General features: G+C 42.6%; 15 protein-coding genes. 3 read left to right on the top strand and 12 right to left on the bottom strand.

Annotated features, from left to right (window positions below):
• Positions 1–5: 5 nt before the first annotated feature.
• The 5 genes from V7K76_RS03100 to V7K76_RS03080 all read right to left on the bottom strand — a co-directional run bounded on the left by V7K76_RS03100 (position 6) and on the right by V7K76_RS03080 (position 4755).
• A complete protein-coding gene (locus V7K76_RS03100; protein WP_334777174.1) occupies positions 6–1244 on the bottom strand; it encodes an acyl-CoA dehydrogenase family protein in 1239 nt (412 codons plus the stop codon).
• A gap of 72 nt (positions 1245–1316) precedes the next feature.
• A complete protein-coding gene (locus tag V7K76_RS03095; RefSeq protein WP_334777173.1) occupies positions 1317–1541 on the bottom strand; it encodes a hypothetical protein in 225 nt (74 codons plus the stop codon).
• 126 nt (positions 1542–1667) lie between these two features.
• A complete protein-coding gene (locus V7K76_RS03090) occupies positions 1668–3005 on the bottom strand; it encodes an LLM class flavin-dependent oxidoreductase (RefSeq protein WP_334777172.1) in 1338 nt (445 codons plus the stop codon).
• A gap of 6 nt (positions 3006–3011) precedes the next feature.
• The gene (locus tag V7K76_RS03085; RefSeq protein ID WP_334777171.1) at positions 3012–3851 is read right to left on the bottom strand and encodes a MetQ/NlpA family ABC transporter substrate-binding protein; all 840 of its coding nucleotides are present in this window, start codon (positions 3849–3851) and stop codon (positions 3012–3014) included.
• Between the two features lie 34 nt (positions 3852–3885).
• The gene (locus tag V7K76_RS03080; protein WP_334777169.1) at positions 3886–4755 is read right to left on the bottom strand and encodes a MetQ/NlpA family ABC transporter substrate-binding protein; all 870 of its coding nucleotides are present in this window, start codon (positions 4753–4755) and stop codon (positions 3886–3888) included.
• A gap of 481 nt (positions 4756–5236) precedes the next feature.
• Between V7K76_RS03080 and V7K76_RS03075 the strand changes: the two genes are divergently transcribed.
• Positions 5237–6109 (top strand): CmcJ/NvfI family oxidoreductase, encoded by an 873-nt coding sequence (locus V7K76_RS03075; protein WP_334777168.1) that lies wholly within the window; start codon positions 5237–5239, stop codon positions 6107–6109.
• A gap of 364 nt (positions 6110–6473) precedes the next feature.
• Here the strand turns inward: V7K76_RS03075 and V7K76_RS03070 are convergent, their stop codons facing one another.
• Positions 6474–7505, bottom strand: a complete 1032-nt coding sequence (locus V7K76_RS03070) for a hypothetical protein (protein WP_334777167.1) — start codon at positions 7503–7505, stop codon at positions 6474–6476.
• A gap of 238 nt (positions 7506–7743) precedes the next feature.
• Positions 7744–9585 carry a vanadium-dependent haloperoxidase gene (locus tag V7K76_RS03065; protein WP_334777166.1) on the bottom strand — a complete coding sequence of 614 codons (1842 nt, stop codon included), beginning with the start codon at positions 9583–9585 and terminating at the stop codon, positions 7744–7746.
• 630 nt (positions 9586–10215) lie between these two features.
• Between V7K76_RS03065 and V7K76_RS03060 the strand changes: the two genes are divergently transcribed.
• Together V7K76_RS03060 and V7K76_RS03055 are read left to right on the top strand one after the other, a co-directional pair.
• Positions 10216–11211: an ABC transporter substrate-binding protein gene (locus V7K76_RS03060; protein ID WP_334777164.1), complete on the top strand. Its 996-nt coding sequence runs from the start codon at positions 10216–10218 to the stop codon at positions 11209–11211.
• Positions 11212–11354: 143 nt separating this feature from the next.
• Positions 11355–12179 (top strand): ABC transporter permease, encoded by an 825-nt coding sequence (locus V7K76_RS03055; protein WP_334777163.1) that lies wholly within the window; start codon positions 11355–11357, stop codon positions 12177–12179.
• 270 nt (positions 12180–12449) lie between these two features.
• Here the strand turns inward: V7K76_RS03055 and V7K76_RS03050 are convergent, their stop codons facing one another.
• From V7K76_RS03050 to V7K76_RS03030, 5 genes are all read right to left on the bottom strand, one after another.
• Positions 12450–13769, bottom strand: coding sequence for an MFS transporter (locus V7K76_RS03050; RefSeq protein WP_334777162.1), 1320 nt, complete (start codon positions 13767–13769; stop codon positions 12450–12452).
• Between the two features lie 874 nt (positions 13770–14643).
• A complete protein-coding gene (namA, locus tag V7K76_RS03045) occupies positions 14644–15711 on the bottom strand; it encodes an NADPH dehydrogenase NamA (RefSeq protein ID WP_334777161.1) in 1068 nt (355 codons plus the stop codon).
• 223 nt (positions 15712–15934) lie between these two features.
• Complete coding sequence (locus V7K76_RS03040) at positions 15935–16105, bottom strand: hypothetical protein (protein ID WP_334777160.1); 171 nt, start codon at positions 16103–16105, stop codon at positions 15935–15937.
• A gap of 86 nt (positions 16106–16191) precedes the next feature.
• A complete protein-coding gene (locus V7K76_RS03035) occupies positions 16192–17406 on the bottom strand; it encodes an MFS transporter (protein ID WP_334777159.1) in 1215 nt (404 codons plus the stop codon).
• Positions 17407–17435: 29 nt separating this feature from the next.
• Positions 17436–17642, bottom strand: coding sequence for a hypothetical protein (locus tag V7K76_RS03030; RefSeq protein WP_334777158.1), 207 nt, complete (start codon positions 17640–17642; stop codon positions 17436–17438).
• Positions 17643–17847: the final 205 nt, after the last annotated feature.

Genomic DNA, 17847 nt, shown 5'->3' with positions numbered 1-17847 from the left:
TGTTCTTAGAAAAATCCTCGTGTCGGTAGTGGTGTACCGTTGATTTCGTAGTCCCCAATGGCACGGGCCTTGAAGTGACCGGGATTATGGGATGATAAGGTGCGGGCGTTGCGCCAATGACGATCTAAATTAGAGCTTTTTTTAGTTGTGGAAGCTCCACCAACTTCAAAGAGCAAGGTAGCTGAACGTAGTGCCAAGTCATCAACAATCAATTTGGCCTTAGCTGCACTCAGAGAAGTTGCCAAAGCTACTGCTAATTCAGCCTCTTCACCTTGAGCTTTGGCAACACTCAGGCGATCGAGTCCATCAGCAGCAGCCAGTACAATTGTTTCTGCGGCAAAGGCGTTGGCGGAGATTTGACCGATAGTTTGCTGCAATAGCGGGTCATCTGCTGCTTGCTCGGCTACGGCATGGTAGAAGGTTCTAGGGCGTTTATGAATGAGGTTTTTTGCATCACGCAGCACGCTACGAATAATCCCTGCATTCACCGCAGTCAAGACTAATTGCGGAACAATATTGTAGGGCAGTTTATCTGCATCTGGGTCTGTATCAAGAATTACCTCATCTGCGGCAACGCGCACATTGGTGAAGGTAGTTGTTCCTGTGCCGGTCAAGCGTTGCCCGAAGCCGTCCCAGTCGTCTACAAGGTCAATCCCCTCGCATTTCGTTGGTATAATTACTGTGGCAACGGTATCATCAGGTGTTAGTACTCGCACGAAAATTAAGTCTGCAAAAAGACTACCAGTGCTGTAATACTTGGTTCCATTCAGACGATAGCCATCACCATCAGGTGTTAATTTTGTATTTGCCACTGCGCCGCTACCAGCTCGCTTCACTTCTAGTTCAGTTAAGGCGAGTCCAATAATCGCGCCATCAGCAACGGCTTTGAGCCAACGACGATTTCTGTCACTGGGTTGAGCGCGTAAAAGCCGCTCTGTAACAGAGAAATGATTCCGCACAATATGAGCCACATTTGGGTCAGCATCTCCCAGGCGAATCACGACCTCAAACAGTTCTCGTGCAGTGCTACCAGCGCCACCATCAGCAACAGGGATTCGCAATGCACCTAATCTGGAACGCCGGATTAAGTCGATGACATCAAAAGGCAGGATGCGATCGCGATCGCGCTCACTTGCTCCGAGAGCGATAAAATCGAACAGGCTTTGCAATTCTGCCGAGTTGGGCGTTACAGGAGTCGAGAACTGGAAGGTCGAATCTATAACTTTTTCTTCGATTTGAGTCATTGTTTTTAGTTATTGGGCATGGGACATTGGGCATGGGGGACTATGTAAAATCCAAAATCCAAAATCTAAAATTCATTGTGCGATCGCCTTGGCAATCACCTGTACAATAAACAGATCGTGGGCGGCTCCAGCAATGCGGAAGCGGGCAAAATTTTCCATTTCTTCTTGTGTTTCGGGCGGACGAGTCTCTACTTTTTCCAAGTTGAGTAAATAAGGCGCGTGTTGGGCTGCTAGCTTGTTCAGAATTTCAGTTTCATATTCTTCAGTCCACACGGGTTTGCTTAGACTTGCAACCATTGGTTTTCTCCTGATTTAATAATTAGATATCTCCAGAAATTAAATGTGCGTTATCCAGAACCCTTGTAGAGACGTAGCATTGCTACGTCTCTACATTCTTTTTCACCAGATGTCTCTTGAAAAATGTCAAAGCTTGAGTTTTTCACGCCTAAATAGGCTTTGTGGGCGATTTAATCCGAAGCGATCTCTCAAGGTTTTTCCTGTATACTCGTGGCGAAAAATTCCCCGCTTCCTGAGAATTGGGACTACGTGATCGACAAAAATCTCCAAGCCTGAAGGTAAAACATCTGGCATTAAATTAAAGCCATCAACAGCCCCAGCTAAAAACCATTCTTCAATTGAGTCTGCTATTTGCTCAGGTGTCCCAGCAATAAAACGATGTCCTTTGCTGAATCGTTTAGCTAACTCGCCGACAGTGAGATGTTCACGACGAGCCAGACCGATTATGGCCTTGCTAAACCCTCCCACGCCGTCAGCTGGCTGATATGTACCATCAAGTATGAAGTCAGGGAATGGTTTATCTGGGTTTAAGTCATAGACTACAGACCCCAGATGACCGGCTAAGGCACCTAACCTTTCTTCTGTCCCTGTCAACTCAAGATGCTCTCTGTGCCGCTTTTTAGTCTCTTCTTCTGTGCTACCAATCACAGTTGACAGTCCAGGTAATACCTTAATTGCGTCAGCCGGTCGCCCATGTTTAACTGTGCGTCTTCTGAGATCGGTTGTATACTCAATTGCATCAGGGAGTGATAAGAGTGATGCAAAGACCCCATCTGCATAACGAGCAGCTAATTCTAAGCCTCCAGGTGAGCCGCCAGCCTGAAATAAGATGGGCTGTCCTTGGGGAGAACGTGGGAGATTAAGCGGGCCATCGACATGAAAGTGCTGCCCATGATGATTAATCGCATAAATCCGTTCTGAATCAGCAAAGCGTCCGCTAAGTTGATCGCCGATGAGGGCATCATCGTCCCAACTGTCCCATAATTTCCGCACGACTTCGACAAATTCTGCGGCTCTTTCATAACGTAATGACTTGGGTAAATGGGGCGCGTCACTATAGTTTTTAGCTGCGTTAGCGTTACGAGTGGTGACTACATTCCAACCCACCCGCCCATTGCTCAGATGATCCAGAGAACCAAAGCGACGGGCAATATTATACGGTTCTTCAAACGACGTAGATGCTGTACCAATTAACCCAATATGTTCTGTAACTGACGCTAAAGCAGCAAGTAAAACGGTAGGATCAAAACCGATTGCTGGGCCTGACTCAGGTGATGTAAATAAAGATGGGCTGTCTGCGAGAAAAATAGCGTCCAGGGTTCCCCGTTCTGCGACTTCAGCAATGTGCTGCCATTGATTAAAATCATAGTAGCCAAAGGGTGATGCTTGGGGACTCCGCCAAGCACCAGGATGATTACCAGCAGGCAGAGCATTAAGACCAAAATGTAATGTACGATTACTCATAATTTATTAGAATGCAGGTGCGATCGTCCCTTGGTAGGTGTTAGCAATAAAATCTTTTACTTTGGGATGAACAACTAATTGATCGAGTTTTTTAATGTTGGGATCATTTTCTTTGGACCGCAAAGTTGTTAACCCTGCTGTATATTTTCTTTCTAGATTGGTTGGGTCTATAAGGATAGGATCTAGCTTAATTCGGGCATTTGCCAATGTAGTTGCATATAGCGAAACAACATCTAAATCATCCAGCGCTCTAGCTAGGGAACTTCCATCTGCTTCTTGAATTTTCAAGTTTTTTGGATTTTCGGTGATATCTTTAATGGTGAACAAATCACCGGAATTATCCCTAAGCTTAATCAAGCCCGCAACTCTGAGTAATCTTAAACCACGGTCTTGATTGATGGGATCATTGGCAATCCCAACCGACGCACTCTGAGGAAGTCCATCGGCTGATTTGATTTTCAATCGTTTTGAATAGAGTGCAAATATATAGGAAAAAATGCGCGGATGCATAACTAAATCTAGATTGAGTCTCTTGGCGATGTTTTCCATAAACGCTTGATGCTGACCAAGATAAGCGTCAATTTCTCCACTTTTAAGCGCGTTGTTGGCAAGGATACCATCGCTAAACTTGATCAAATCAACCTTTAAGTTTTGACTCGGTGCTAACTCTTTCTGCACAAACTTCAGAATATCTTCTGGGACAAGCTGGGTAATTCCCACTTTGACGGTGCTGATTTGTTGAGATGAATTTTGACTAGAGGTGCAACTGGTAAAGAGAACAGATGCGATCGCACTTCCTGTTCCTAAAATAAAATATCGGCGATGTATTGCTTTTGAACGAATCACTTTGTGTTTTACTCCTCATCGATACTTTTCTGCTTTAAAACACTGGTACTACTGCATTTTGATACGTATTTTTGATAAATTCTTTGACTTTGGGATCGATTATCAGTTGATTTAGCTTTTGAATTTTGGGGTCATTTTCTTTACCCTGCAATGTCACTAAACCCAGAGCATATCTTTTATCGTTGGTTGATTCTTGGACGATGGGACGCAAATCAAGCTGTTTTGCTTGGATCAGCAGACTCCCTAAAAATGCGCCCACAACGACATCATCCAATCCTCTGACAATAGCTGGCCCTTCTAATTCTTTGAATTGCAGATTTTTAGGGTTTTCTACTATGTCTTTAACAGTAAACAGATTACCCGATGTATCTTTCAATTTGACCAATTTTTGAGATTGCAAAAACTTGAGGGTACGATCCTGATTACTAGCATCACTCTGGATGGCGATTGTTGCACCATTAGGAATTTCACTCAGTGATTTAATCTTTTTAGAATAAATTCCGATTGGCGTTAAATAAGTTTGATTTAGCATCACCAGATTGAGGTTGAGTCTTTTCGCAGCATCTTCCATAAACAGACGATGCTGAAAATAGTTGGCATCAATTTCGCCACTCTTTAAGGCGTTATTCACCTGTACCCAATCGCCAAATTTAACAGTCTGAATCTCTAAACCTTGACTGGATGCTAATTCTTTTTGAATAAATTTGAGAATATCTTCAGCAATTACAGACCAAACCCCAACTTTAATTATGTTGGTTTGTTGTGATACTGATACATTCTGAGTAGTTGGCGTACTGGTCGATTGATTTTGACTAGAGGAACAACTAGCGAAAAGAACGGAGGCTAACGCACTTCCTGTTCCCAAAATAAAATAACGACGGTTTATTCTTGTTGAAAGAATCATATTAATTCACAATTCACAACTAAAGACACTTTCAGACGAGGCTTAAATCCCCGTCTGAAATTGCTCACCTAACGCATCATCGCTAATCATTAATTTGCAAAGGTATTGAGCAAAATGTATAGTTTATTGACAAAGAGCTTGTATCTTATCTGTCTTTCAATTACTATTATTGCATTAATCTACTGTAAGTCAATCGGCAATAAGTATTTTGCAATTGTACTGCAATTGGCATAGTCACGTACAGAAGACATCTATAAATGATGTCTTCTAGACTTTACTACCGGATTCCTATCTGATTTTGGAAATCTACTTAGTAGAGTTAGTATGACCAAACTTACAACTAAGCTCTAAGTGTAGATGATTTTTTCCAGAATCAAAGAGGATTCCTATACTAGAAATAGGTGTTGAACTTAGTCTCAACAGATAACCTTTGTGTATAAGTCTTGATTCCAAATTCTCAACAACCAGAAGAGCATCACCTATGAGCTTAAACAGCCAAGTTATCGATAAACCGACCTCTCAAGATTTGCCATACGTAGAGGCCAACCTCAATTACCTAGTCCCGATGGTGGAAAAACCTATCAACTATACTTATGAACCACCATCAGGTACACCTCGCTCCAATACCGCCTATCAAACACACAAACTGCGAATCTACAATGCTCGTTCCATCTCAAAAGATATCTTGCTAGACCAAGAAGGATTTGCATTTACCGAGCATAATACCAATGTTCGCAACTTTTATGACGAAGACGAACTACGTCAGGTTTACTATCCAGAAGCAGAGCAATTATTAAAAGAGGTAACAGGTGGAACTAAAGTAGTGATATTCGATCACACTCTGCGTAATGCCGATTTAAGCAAGCCTGGTGAAAATAAAATTAGGGAACCTGGCAAGCGCGTACACAATGACTTTACAGCTAAATCTGGCTATACAAGGGCGCGCTGGGAGTTAGAAAAAAGAGGTATAGATAATGATGAGATTGAGGCACTATTAAAACAACGATTTGCCATCATCAATGTGTGGCGGGGAATAGCTGACACAATTCAAGAATCGCCATTAGCACTGACTGATGCACGTACTATTGCACCACCAGAACTTGTAGCGGGTGATTTAGTATATCGCGATCGCATTGGTGAAACTTACGCAGTCACATACAACCCAGAACATAAATGGTACTACTTCCCTCAAATGCGGCGAAATGAAGTCATATTTATTAAATGTTTTGACTCCGCAGAAAATGGGCCTGCACGTTTTTCTGCCCACTCAGCCTTTGACGATCCGACGAGTTCCGTAGATGCGCCTGCAAGACAAAGTATTGAGTTACGAACATTGGTCTTTTATCCTGCATAGATGAGTTAGGGAGCATCCTGTTTTGGCGGATCGCCCTGCGAAGACAGCGCACCCTACGCGAACTAGAAGTCTGGGGCTATACAAACGAATGGCACTAAGAAAAGCCCAAAAGCTTGTGTAGCCTCGTTCCCAGCCTCCAGGCTGGGAACGTATTCCGAGAGGCTCCGCCTCTGGTCAAGAAAGAGGAGGCAGAGCCTCCCAGAATGGGTTCCTAGCCTGGAGGCTAGGAACCAGTCATGGTAAGGGCTGTATCTTAACTTAGTGCCATTCCGCTATACAAACTAAACCCGCGCAGGCGGGTTTCAGAGAGTCCGCATAGGCGGACTTAGTTTGTGTAGCCGCGATTTCCAATCGCCCGGTGTTTCTATATTTTTTCACCTTCGTAAGCAAGAGCTTGATCGCCTGCTTGGGCAAATCTCTGAGCGAGTTCAATTAGCTGTTGTCGCTCTTGATCGTTAGCAATCCCAGCCGGAGGAGGCATGAGTTTTTCTTTGATTTGGCGCACCGTTTCATGTCGTAAGGTGAGAGCCTGATTCGGATAATTCAGTATTAATATAGGATTCTGCTTGGCGGCGTTGTCTGGCCTGTGGCAGACAACACAAGCATTTTCCCTCAGCTTGACCTCCAATGCCCGATAAGCAGCATCAACTTTAGTCACGTATGGGTTCGATGGAGAAAATAAATGTGTATATAGTGTCACATAAGGCTGCTTCTTGCCATTAGCGTCATTCCAAACCCATTTACCATCCCAGGAATGATTTACCTTTGGACGCTTGGGATCAACTACTGCTGAACGTAGCGAACCGATCAGCTTCTTTTGTTCTAGAAAGAAAAGTAATTCCGTAGTTTGCTGATAAGAATCCCATTTTTTTGATGAGTGCCAGAACGGATAAGGAAAATCTCCAATATCAAGCTGATTCCGAAACTGAGTGGAAAGGTGGATGACAATCAGATTATTTATTTGTTCAACCTTGGGTTCACCTTTAAACATAAAGGTAGAGAGGTAAGTACGTCGCCATACGAAGGGATCAAATTCGGTTTTCTGGTTATCTTTGAGATTATAGTTACCAACTTTATTTTGAGCGCCCCATAAAAAGGGTACGTTCATAGTTTCGCGCAAGATTGTTAGCTTGGCGAGTTTGTCAGCGCAGGAGTTGAAGGCAGCTAAATTTTTAGGATCAGAGACGACGGGACAAGCCGCAATAATTTCTTTGCCGACTTTCTTAGCTAGTTCTATATCCGGCGATGCTTCTTGTGCTGATACTGTATTCTTGGTGTTGAATGCTGGGGTTGTAGAGATCAAGAGAGCGATCGCGACTACTATGCTCAGTAACACAAACTGCGTAGGCGCAGCCCGCCGCAAGTATCGCGAATAAAATTTCTGAAGATTGGGCATTGGGGAATTCTTCAACTCAATAAGATGCAAACCAATGGTAGAGACGCGACATTGCACTTTTGCTCTGCAAACGCGTCTCTAAGTCTGCCTTTCTAAGGGACTTCCAAGAAATAAATTATCCAATCTTGTGGGGTGGGCGTCTCGCCCGCCTTTGCTTACTGGGCGCTCATGTTGCCCACCCCACAATAAATAGTTGGTTGGATATTTTTTATTTGGAAGTTTCTAAACAGTGAAAGCTTTAAATCGTGACTTTTGTACCATCAAATTTGGTAAACGTGAAACCTTCAAATTTTTCGCGGAAAGTTAGTTTCTCGTCTTTCAGGATACCAATGGCGATCGCTTCGCCAAGGGCTAACGAAGCTGCTGCATCTGTGCGCCAGTGAATCCCTGCACTATCACGACCTAAGCCAATATTCGCCGCCAGTTTGTTCAATTCGCCGCCCACTGTCAATGGTGGCCCTTGATATGGAATCAACTTGCTGGGATCTTTGGGATCGGGCACTACCGGATTGGGAATCACATAATTTTCATCAAATAGCGCCTTCAAGATCGTGACGCTAGCACCCGCCGACACCGAAGCGCCCCCTGGATAAGAAGAGTGCAACGGTGCCCCTTCGGGGAAGGCTTGGGGTAGTAAATAGGATTTATTTTTGCTGAAGAAGCGATCGAGTGCTTCAGACTGGAAAACTTCCGAGTGAATCGGATAGTTGGTTTTATTCACCTTGTTGTTGTGAACTAATCCACCATAAGCCTCAGCTCGTAGACGACGATGTACATAATACTTTTGCCAATAAGCCGCTCTAACTGCATGAGGACTAACCCAACCGATCAGAGATTGTGAATACCCTGGGCCAAATGTTCCAGAACCACTAGATTGTGTCTTCGACTTGTTGTAAGGATTGCCAACATTGTAAGGTGAACCAACACCGCCAGCGAGGGGATTATCACTGACTGGCTTGGCGAGTAGAATCAAAGCTGCATTTGTATAGACTGGTGGTGGGGTATGGGCAATCTCTGACTGGTCGCGCCCGTTGATAAAGTAGCGAGGGGTTGAGTCAAACTTAATCGTTCGACCAGGATCGCCACCATTTTGTACTAGCAACCACTCCTCATAGTTAGTTTGGAAACTATTTTCGGGAATAGCTAGAGGAACACGGTTAAGTTGAGCATAACTATGGGTTCCTGCGGGTATTGGACGCAGTAAAAACTGGGAGACATAAGGGCCTACATCTACCCCTGGTAGAGTGTGATAAATCGTTTTACCAGAGGCATCAACATAAATCGCGGTGCCTCGAAACAAAAGTTCGGGTGTAACCTGTCCGTTTTGTTTAGGCCCTTTAAATGCTGATAACCGATTCAGATCCTTAACAGCTGCCAGAATCAGAGGGTTAGTTGTATCATTGCGGAATTCGCTAAAAGGTACATCCTGTAATAGTTGTTGCCAAGCAATTTCCAGGAATTCAGCCCCCTGTTCTGCACTATCTAGGGTGGGTGGTACTGGAATCGTCAATTGGCAAGTATTCACCCCACTCAAGCTAATTGCTAATGGGGTGAGCGGTTGTACTAGCTTTCGTTTGCCACCCAGAATGATTTTTTCATACTCGTTGGGATCGCCAGATTTCAGCGCATTAATCAAAGATTGATAAGCCTTCAGATCAACTTCGCCCAGTTGATTATGGGGCAATCCTCGTGTATCTGTGGCAATTTTGTTGGCGTACTTCGCCTCATCTCCGTTGGTGGGATGGGGAGGAATGGGAATTTCCCGATTAAGCTTGGCTGCTGTTGTACGTACTTGAAAGGCTTTCTCGCGTAAGTCGCCATAGTTTGGCTTGACAGCAGGTTCCTGGGCCTGGACAATATTTTCTCCTTTCTTCGAGGAAAAGGATGAGCTAAAAACCCCAGCAACAACACTAGCTGCACTAAATAAGCCGGCGCGGCCGAGAAATGAGCGTCTGCTGGCACGACCAAGGAATAATCTTCTACTACCTGCGTTAGTTTGAAATTGCTTAGTTTTTCTTATTTCACTATCAGCCTGAGCATTTTTTTCAGAATCTTGATGAGAATTGGGATCTGCTTGCATCTAAGTTGTTCTCCACTGGCAAAAAATAATTCAAAAATCCAGCCACGAGTAAATACATGAGCGGCTAAAAGCTAGAATGACTTTGAGCCACACACGGAATAACCACCTCTATAAAAAGATGGCAATCTCACTGAATTTGTGATGAAATCTGGGATTGTTCTACTAGAAAGTAACTTGCATTGGAGATTGTTCTCCTGACAGTTATCTAAAGTATTTAATGCTAATACTCAAGCTTTCATCGCATGGTTATTACACTTCCGTAGTCTTAATCAGTCCGATAGCTTGTTGCCAAGATTCAAGAGTCGCTATATGAGCTGCACTTTCTTCCAGCAGACTGCAAAGCCCGATAAGTCTATCGATTTACCGTATTTTTGATGTTAAATCAGACTTTCTCACAAATGGTGATCAAAATCAAGAGGTTTTTACAATAAACTTATCAAGAGCCTGAAAGTCCTGGAGGAGTTACGGCAGAACAAGATGAGGAGTGGGGGAAGAAGTTTTCATTCCCTCGTTCTGTCCGAACCTTTCGTGGGGTCTAACTTGCAAAGACCTTGTTTTTTGCTGCTAGCTGTGTGATACTTTCCTTTGAATTATAAAATAACATAAATCTCTTAAATAAGGCAAAAAATAATGATGATATTCAAGAGATTTAGAACGTGGATTTTATTGATTGGATTAGCACTATTGACGTTTGTCTTTGTCGCTTGTGCTTCTGGCAATAAAACTACTTCACAAGCACCAGAAAAAGTAACCATTGCTTATCAACCTGGAATTAATTACGCTAATCTACTTATCGTCAAGCAACAGCAAATTTTAGAAAAACAATTTCCCAAGACACAATTTGAGTGGCAAGAATTATCGAATGGTGCAGCTATTAGAGATGGAGTTATCGCTAATCAAATACAAGCTGGTGCAAGTGGGATTGGGGCGTTTCTTGTAGGTTGGGATAAAGGTGTGGGCTGGAAAACATTAGCTTCACTTAACTATAGTGAGTTTTGGTTAATAACGAAAAACCCCAACATCAAAAGTCTCAAAGATATCAAGCCAGGAATGAAAATTGGTTTACCATCTCTAGATGGGATACAAGCACTTGTAGTACGAAAGGTGGCGCAAAAAGAATTAGGAAATCCCACCGCACTCGATCAAAACTTGCAAGTGATTTCTCACCCGCTAGGTTTGCAATCGCTGTTAACTGGTCAAATTGATGCACATTTTACAACGCCACCTTTTCAGTTTCAGGAAGTTGAAAAAGGTGGTAGGGTAATTATTAAAAGCTCTGATGTTTTTGGCAAGACTAGCGCAGCTAGTGTATTTATGACTGAAAAATTCTACAATCAATATCCTGAGTTTGGCAAAGCTTTGTATACCGCAATTGCCAATGCTACTAAAATCGTGAATGAAAAACCTGATGAAGCGGCCAAAATTCTCTCAGAAATAGATGGCGGAAAAGTCTCACAGGAACAATATAAAAAGTGGCTTACGAATAAAGCAGTGGCTTATGGAATTGAGCCAAGAGCCTTCCTCCAATATGGAGCATTTATGCATGAAATTGGCATACTAAACAAGCAGCCCAAATCAATTGATGAATTAATTTTACCACCGCTTAAAGGGGGTGGGGGAGATTAACTTCATGATTAATTTAGAGTCTTTGATACTAGCTACTGCGAAGGTAAGAATATCAATACTAATAAATTTGTCGAAGTTGCTGCTTATCTAGAAAGTTGACTCGGCAATTATTCCTGGCGTGAGGCTTTTAGAGTATGAAATTTGTGAGTCGAACAACAGCAAATTCCGATAAATTTGAGAAGTTATATGCTGATCTCAAAGCCAGTAGTACTTTCAGGCGCGGAGTAATTTTTTGTAGCTTATTGATTTTTTGGCAATTGTATGTATGGATTGCCCAAGTTCCTCCCTTGCTGATTCCTGGCCCAATAGCAGTTTTAGAAGTACTGTGGCACGACTTATTGAGTCAAAAACTGCTGCAAGCAACACTCAGTACTTTGTCTGTGTTATGTATTGGTATGGTCTTGGGTGTGATTCTGGGTACGGCTTTAGCAGCTTTCGCCAAAGTTTCTCTTTTTGGTCAAGATTTGCTAATTGTGATGAGTTCGATGCTGAATCCCTTACCTGCGATCGCTATTTTACCCCTAGTAATGATTTGGTTTGGGTTCACTTCTGTTTCTATTATCATAGTTACTGCCCATGCGACAATTTGGCCAATTGCCCTGAATACAGAAATGGGACTCAGTACTATCAACCCAACGGTTCTGATGGTGGGGAAAAACCTTGGTCTAGATGGTTTCAAATTGATTCGAGAAATCATGATCCCTGCTGCATTACCTCACATCTTAACAGGTTTAAGAACTGCTTGGGCTTTTGGTTGGCGTACCGTGATTGCCGCTGAATTAATATTTGGTTCAGGAGGTGCTACTAGCGGTTTGGGATGGCAGATTAATAACAGTCGCTACTTCCTACAAACCGATCGCGTATTTGCTGGATTAGTGGTAATTGCAATTTTGGGTTTAGCTGTCAATTATCTTTTTCGATTAATTGAAATCAACACGGTGCAAAAATGGGGTATGAAACGTAGTTAAACAGTTGATATAATTAGGTAATTGTCTCTACAAAACATCTAAAGCTTTGCATAAGTTCGTAGCTTTTTTCAACGCAGAGGAACACAGTGGTAAACGCAGAGGTACGCAGAGTTTTACCAAAGTTAATTCGCTATGAATTAATGAAATGTTGTACTTAGTATACATGACCGTAAAAGAGGTTCGGAAATATCGAGGGTTGATGTTGGGTTTCACTATGTACCCCTACGAGGATCTTGCTACCACCCAACCTCTTTTTTGGGTAGGCTGTACTTAGCCTTTATTTGACTGTGGAAATAACCCCAACTGAGCGTAAATTGGATCTACTATTTTTCCTATTTTTGGCAGTTGTCTACTAAAGAAATATGCTCCTAAAATACAACAGATACCACCAAACATTAAAGCATTGCTAACACCAAAATACCCTGCCAATGCTCCAAAAAATAAATTACCAAAAGGCAGTATTCCTAAAAAACCGGTTGTAAAGATACTAGTTACCCTACCTCTTTTATCTTCTTCAAGTAGAATCGATTGCAGAAAGTTACTAATTGAAGCCAAAGTGAGACTATTATTCATGCCGATGATAAACATGAATATTAGACAAATATTTAAATTAGTTGACCTGGAAAAAATTATTAACCCTAAACCTAAAATGGCTGTAGAACTTGCGATGATTGTTCCTAATCCGATGATATTTTTTCTGGAAATGAGATAAACACCTGAAATTATAGAACCAAGTGCCGAAGCTGTCATCAGATAACCCATAGTTTCTGCGTTACCTTTCAAAACTTCTTGAGCAAAAATTGGTACTAAATTGACGTAGGTCATCCCCATAAAGCAGACAATAATTTGCAATATCAATAAGTATTTAATTGGCAAGAATTTGTATGCATAAACAAACCCTTCTTTGAGGTTGTTCCAAATTTGGGACTTGTGATTAGATGCATTATGTATAATTGGGTTTACTTTGACAGTTAAGATTGCAGATATAAAAGGTAGATAACTAATACTATCTACGAGAAAACAGGAAGCTGCACCAGACCTAGCAATCACTAAACCCCCAATCATCGGACTAACAAACTTCGCTGTGTTAATCAAGAATGAATGGGAAGCCATTGCACTATAAGTATCTGATTTTTTATCCAAAAGTCTGGGAATAATTACCTGACGTGCTGGTAAATCAAAAGCTTTTACTGTTCCCTGAAGCGTACCAATGAGAATAATCCATACAACGTTGATGTTACCACTAAGAGTTAGAAAGGTTAGGGTAGAAGAGAGCAAAATAGATACTAACTGAGTAGTTAATAAGACATATCGTAAGTTCCAACGATCTAATAAAACTCCTACTAAAGGAGTAAGAACTAAGCCCGTTGCTTGATTTGTAAATCCAGCTACACCCACTAATATAGCCGAATTAGTTAATTGGTAAACTAGCCATACTAAAGCAATTTGAGTCATCCAAGACCCAAAAAAAGATAAACTTTCGCCAATAACAAAACAAGAAAAGTTTACAGATTTAAGCGCAGGTGGAAGTTCAAAAGAAGCAAACTTGAGCTTTTCTTTTTGGAAGTGTTCTCTATTACTTGGTATCATGATTCTTTCCCTGATTAAAAGTTATTGCAGCCCTGTTTTGTCAGAATAGACTTCACTTGAAAATCTGAGTTAGTAGTTTGTATTCAGCGATTTATCGCTCAATTTCAAGGGCTAAAGCCGCTTACTAAGTACACGTCACCGTAAAATTGGTTCGGAAAAATCAAGGGTTGATGTTGGGTTTCACTACGTTCCACCCAACCTACGAATGATTAAATTCCATACTCTTTTTCAAGTGGGCTGTACTTAGCTAGGAACTTTTGTAACTCCTCAAAATTAATAAGACAGACTACCATAGCCTAAAAGTTTTCATCCTACTTCGTTGTATTTACGTAGCGTCGCTTTGCGTTCACTCTATTCATGCTTTTTCCTTTATTTGGATAAGATAATTTGCACAGACAAGGACACCAATAGAGACATTGCATTGCAACGTCTCTATTAATTTTTCTGATGAAGTTTTAGCAAACCTGCATATTACCAGCCCTGAATGAGTATTAGCAATACTTAATGTTCGTAAAACAGAAAGTTTGTATGCTTACTATTAGAACAAAAAAATAGCGAGACTATGACTAGAGTATGTATCATATCATGTCTGATCGAATATGTAAGTACGTTGTAACTGGCTTTGATATCAGCGTTGAATTAGTCGCCCGGATTTTGCCCGATACAGTCTCCTAATTGCTTACCTGGTTTCTCGTTCCCATTGTTGCTATGGGAACAAGAAAAGCCATTGCAAGGTGACTCATAAAATATTTTTCTCAGCGCTCTCCGCGTCTCTGCGGTTTAGAAGCAATTTATTTAACCGCAGAGGCACAGAGAACACAGAGAGAAGAGCTTTTCAGATGACGTGAAAAGTAAGAATTTAGTATGGGTGAACTTATAGCCAAGCGCGATCGTATTGAACAGGCCAGAGTTTATCGTGTCCTAGCTGTTTGGCTGCCAGATGTGGCCAGTAAGGATTGCGGAGGAGTTCACGTCCTAACAGGACTATATCAGCTACTTCTGTACGAATAATTTCGTCGGCTTGTTCAGGGGATGTAATTAAGCCCACGGCTCCTGTATGAATATTAGCTTCGCGGCGGATGCGTTCGGCAAACTCAGTCTGATAGCCAGGTTTAATTGGTATCTGAACGCCTGGTATAGTACCCCCTGAAGAAGTATCGATGAGATCGACTCCTAGAGATTTCAGTTTGTCGCTTAGAGCGATACTTTGCTCAATGTCCCAGCCATTGTCTACCCAATCGGTGGCGGAGATACGTACCCAGAGTGGATGTGTCTGGGGCCAAACCTCTCGGACTGCTTGAACTACTTCTCTGAGGAGACGAGTCCGGTTTTCAAAACTGCCACCATAATCATCTTGACGGTGGTTAGAAAGGGGTGAGAGAAATTGGTGCAGTAGATAACCGTGGGCAGCATGGATTTCAACTACTTTGAATCCAGCTTGTAGAGAACGTTTAGCGGCTTGGGCAAAGGCATCAATAACTTCTTGAATTCCCTCAAGGCTGAGGGCTTCTGGAACTGGGCTATCTTGGCTAAAAGCGATCGCACTACTCGAAATTAAGGGCCGCCAACCTTCCTGAGATTCATCTAGTGCTTTTCCTCCCTTACTCGGTTTGGCAGTGCTGGCCTTTCTACCTGCGTGAGCAAGTTGAATACCTGCAACAGCACCAAAATTATGAATTAATGCCACAGTCTTAGCTAAACTTTCTATATGTGAATCTGACCAAATTCCCAAATCTTGCGGGCTAATGCGTCCACGTGGCTCCACAGCTGCTGCTTCTGTGATCACTATCCCAGCACCGCCAACTGCGCGAGAGGCTAGATGAATAAAGTGCCAATCGTTAGCATATCCATTTGTACTGGAATATTGACACATTGGTGAAACGGCGATGCGGTTGCGAAAGGTAACTTCACGAATTTTGAATGGTTCAAACAGATGTGCCATTGATATTGATTCCTTCTCTTGCTAGGTAAAAGGGGTTGGGGATTGGGGATTGGGGATTGGGGATTGGGGACTGGGGACTGGGGATTGGGGATTGGGGATTGGGGATTAGGGATTGGGGATTGGGGATTAGGGATTGGGGATTGGGGATTAGGGATTGGGGATTGTGGGCTGGGATTTTACTCGTAAGAATTATGTAAGGGACTTTGACTCGAATGGCACTAAGTTAAGACACAGCCCTTGGAGTGACTGGTTCCCAGCCTGGAGGCTGGGAACCGATTTTGGGAGGCTCCGCCTCCAGTGGATTGACCAGAGGCAGCAGCCCTCTGGGAATACATTCCCAGGCTTCAGACTGGGAACGAGGCGACACAAGCCTTTCGGCTTTTCTTAGTCCCATTCGATTTTGACCCCTCCCAAGTTTTGAATAATTTCCCAGTCCCCAGTCCCCAGTCCCCAATCCCCACAACCAGTCCCCACAACCAGTTAAACAACTGTAGATTTTCTCTTACGTACACTGAAATGAGCGATAAACGCCACTGTCAACAAAAATAATCCCAAGGCGCAAACGCCGTTCCATTGCCACAATCCCCAGACATAAGTACCAAGAAAAGAGCCGAGTGCGCCGCCAGTGTAGTTTGTCACCATGTATACCGTATTCAAACGGCTCTCAGCATTTGGAACTAAGTTGTAGACGCGGATTTGATTTGAAATATAACCAGTGTGCATTCCCAAGTCAAGAATAAGCACCCCTAATATAAGACCGAGCAAATGAGTTCCACCAGCTATCCAAAGGATGACAAAAGCTGATAGAGATAGCGTAACAGCTACTCCAATTAACATTCTGGGGCCGCGTTTGTCTGCTACTCGTCCAACAATTGGGGTGGTAAAAACGCCGATTAAGCCAACTAAGCCAAATAAACCTGCAACTCGACTGTCGTAATTATACGCGGGAGATTCTAGTAGAAAAACTAGAGTTACCCACGCAGCATTAAAGGCTGCAAATACTAGTGCAACATTCAGCGCCGCTTCACGTAATACAGGCTGTTCACGCACTAGTTGCACAAGACTCTGCATTAGTTGCTGGTATGACAGGGTAGATGAAGCCTTACTTACAGGTATCCGCCCTTGGATGACAAAAGCTAGGATCAGCATTACACCTGCTGAGATGCCATATACGGCTCGCCAACCCAGATATTCCCCAATTATTCCACTGACTGAACGGGCGAGAAGAACGCTGAGGATCATACCACTGAGTAGGGTTCCAATAACTTTACCCCGCTCTGAAGGGTGTGTTAGTTGGGCGACTAGTGGAATAACTAGATGTGCTACTATGCTACAGAAACCAAGTACGAAACTTGATACAGAAAGCCAAGCCATATTAGATGCTGTAGCTTCCACGACTAATATACCAGCCAGCAAACCTAGCATAGTAACAATTAACCAACGGCGTTCCATGCGATCGCCCAAAGGAACTAATAACAGTAGTCCGACTGCATAGCCAGTCTGGGTAAGAGTGGGAATAAATCCCACTTGTTGGACAGAGATATTCAAGCTACGTCCCATATCAGCTAGTAGCGGCTGATTGTAATAGACATTGGCCACTGCTAAACCACAAGCGATCGCTAAAGTTAAAACAGTACTCCGCTGCGTCAGCGAATTGCTATTAGTGGTTAGAGCAGTATGCTCTTTAGAACTCATTATGATGCACCAAAATATTGAATAGTAGCTTAAATGCTTGTTGAATGACTAGAATCATCATCAAGATTTTGATGAATAGGCTTTTTCTCAGGCTTTTTGGTCTGTAATTCCCAAATGTCGCGTTTTCCTAGTTCTTGATCCGCTAATAACTGTAGATGATCTGGTAATTTCGTTGTTTGCCAAATTGACCAAATTTCTCCACAAAGTAATTCTTTTTCAATTTGTCCAAAAAACATGATTTTACTCTCCAGTAATGCTCAAGTTTAAGTTTCGTAACTCCTAATTTCGGAAAGATGAAGTAACAAATTTGTCATTTTTCATCGAACAGAATTCAGAATGAATAATCGGCGTTTTTGCACTCACACCAACTTGAGAATTTGGTTAGCTTACTTCCCGCAGGGTATCCCCGACTGGTAGCGAGTCGGCGTATCCTTACAGAGA

It is taken from the genome of Nostoc sp. (assembly GCF_036917975.1).
In the GTDB taxonomy this organism is placed as follows: Bacteria; Cyanobacteriota; Cyanobacteriia; order Cyanobacteriales; family Nostocaceae; genus Nostoc.
Note: the sequence above shows the minus strand (reverse complement) of the source record. Positions and strands in the feature narration are given on the sequence as shown.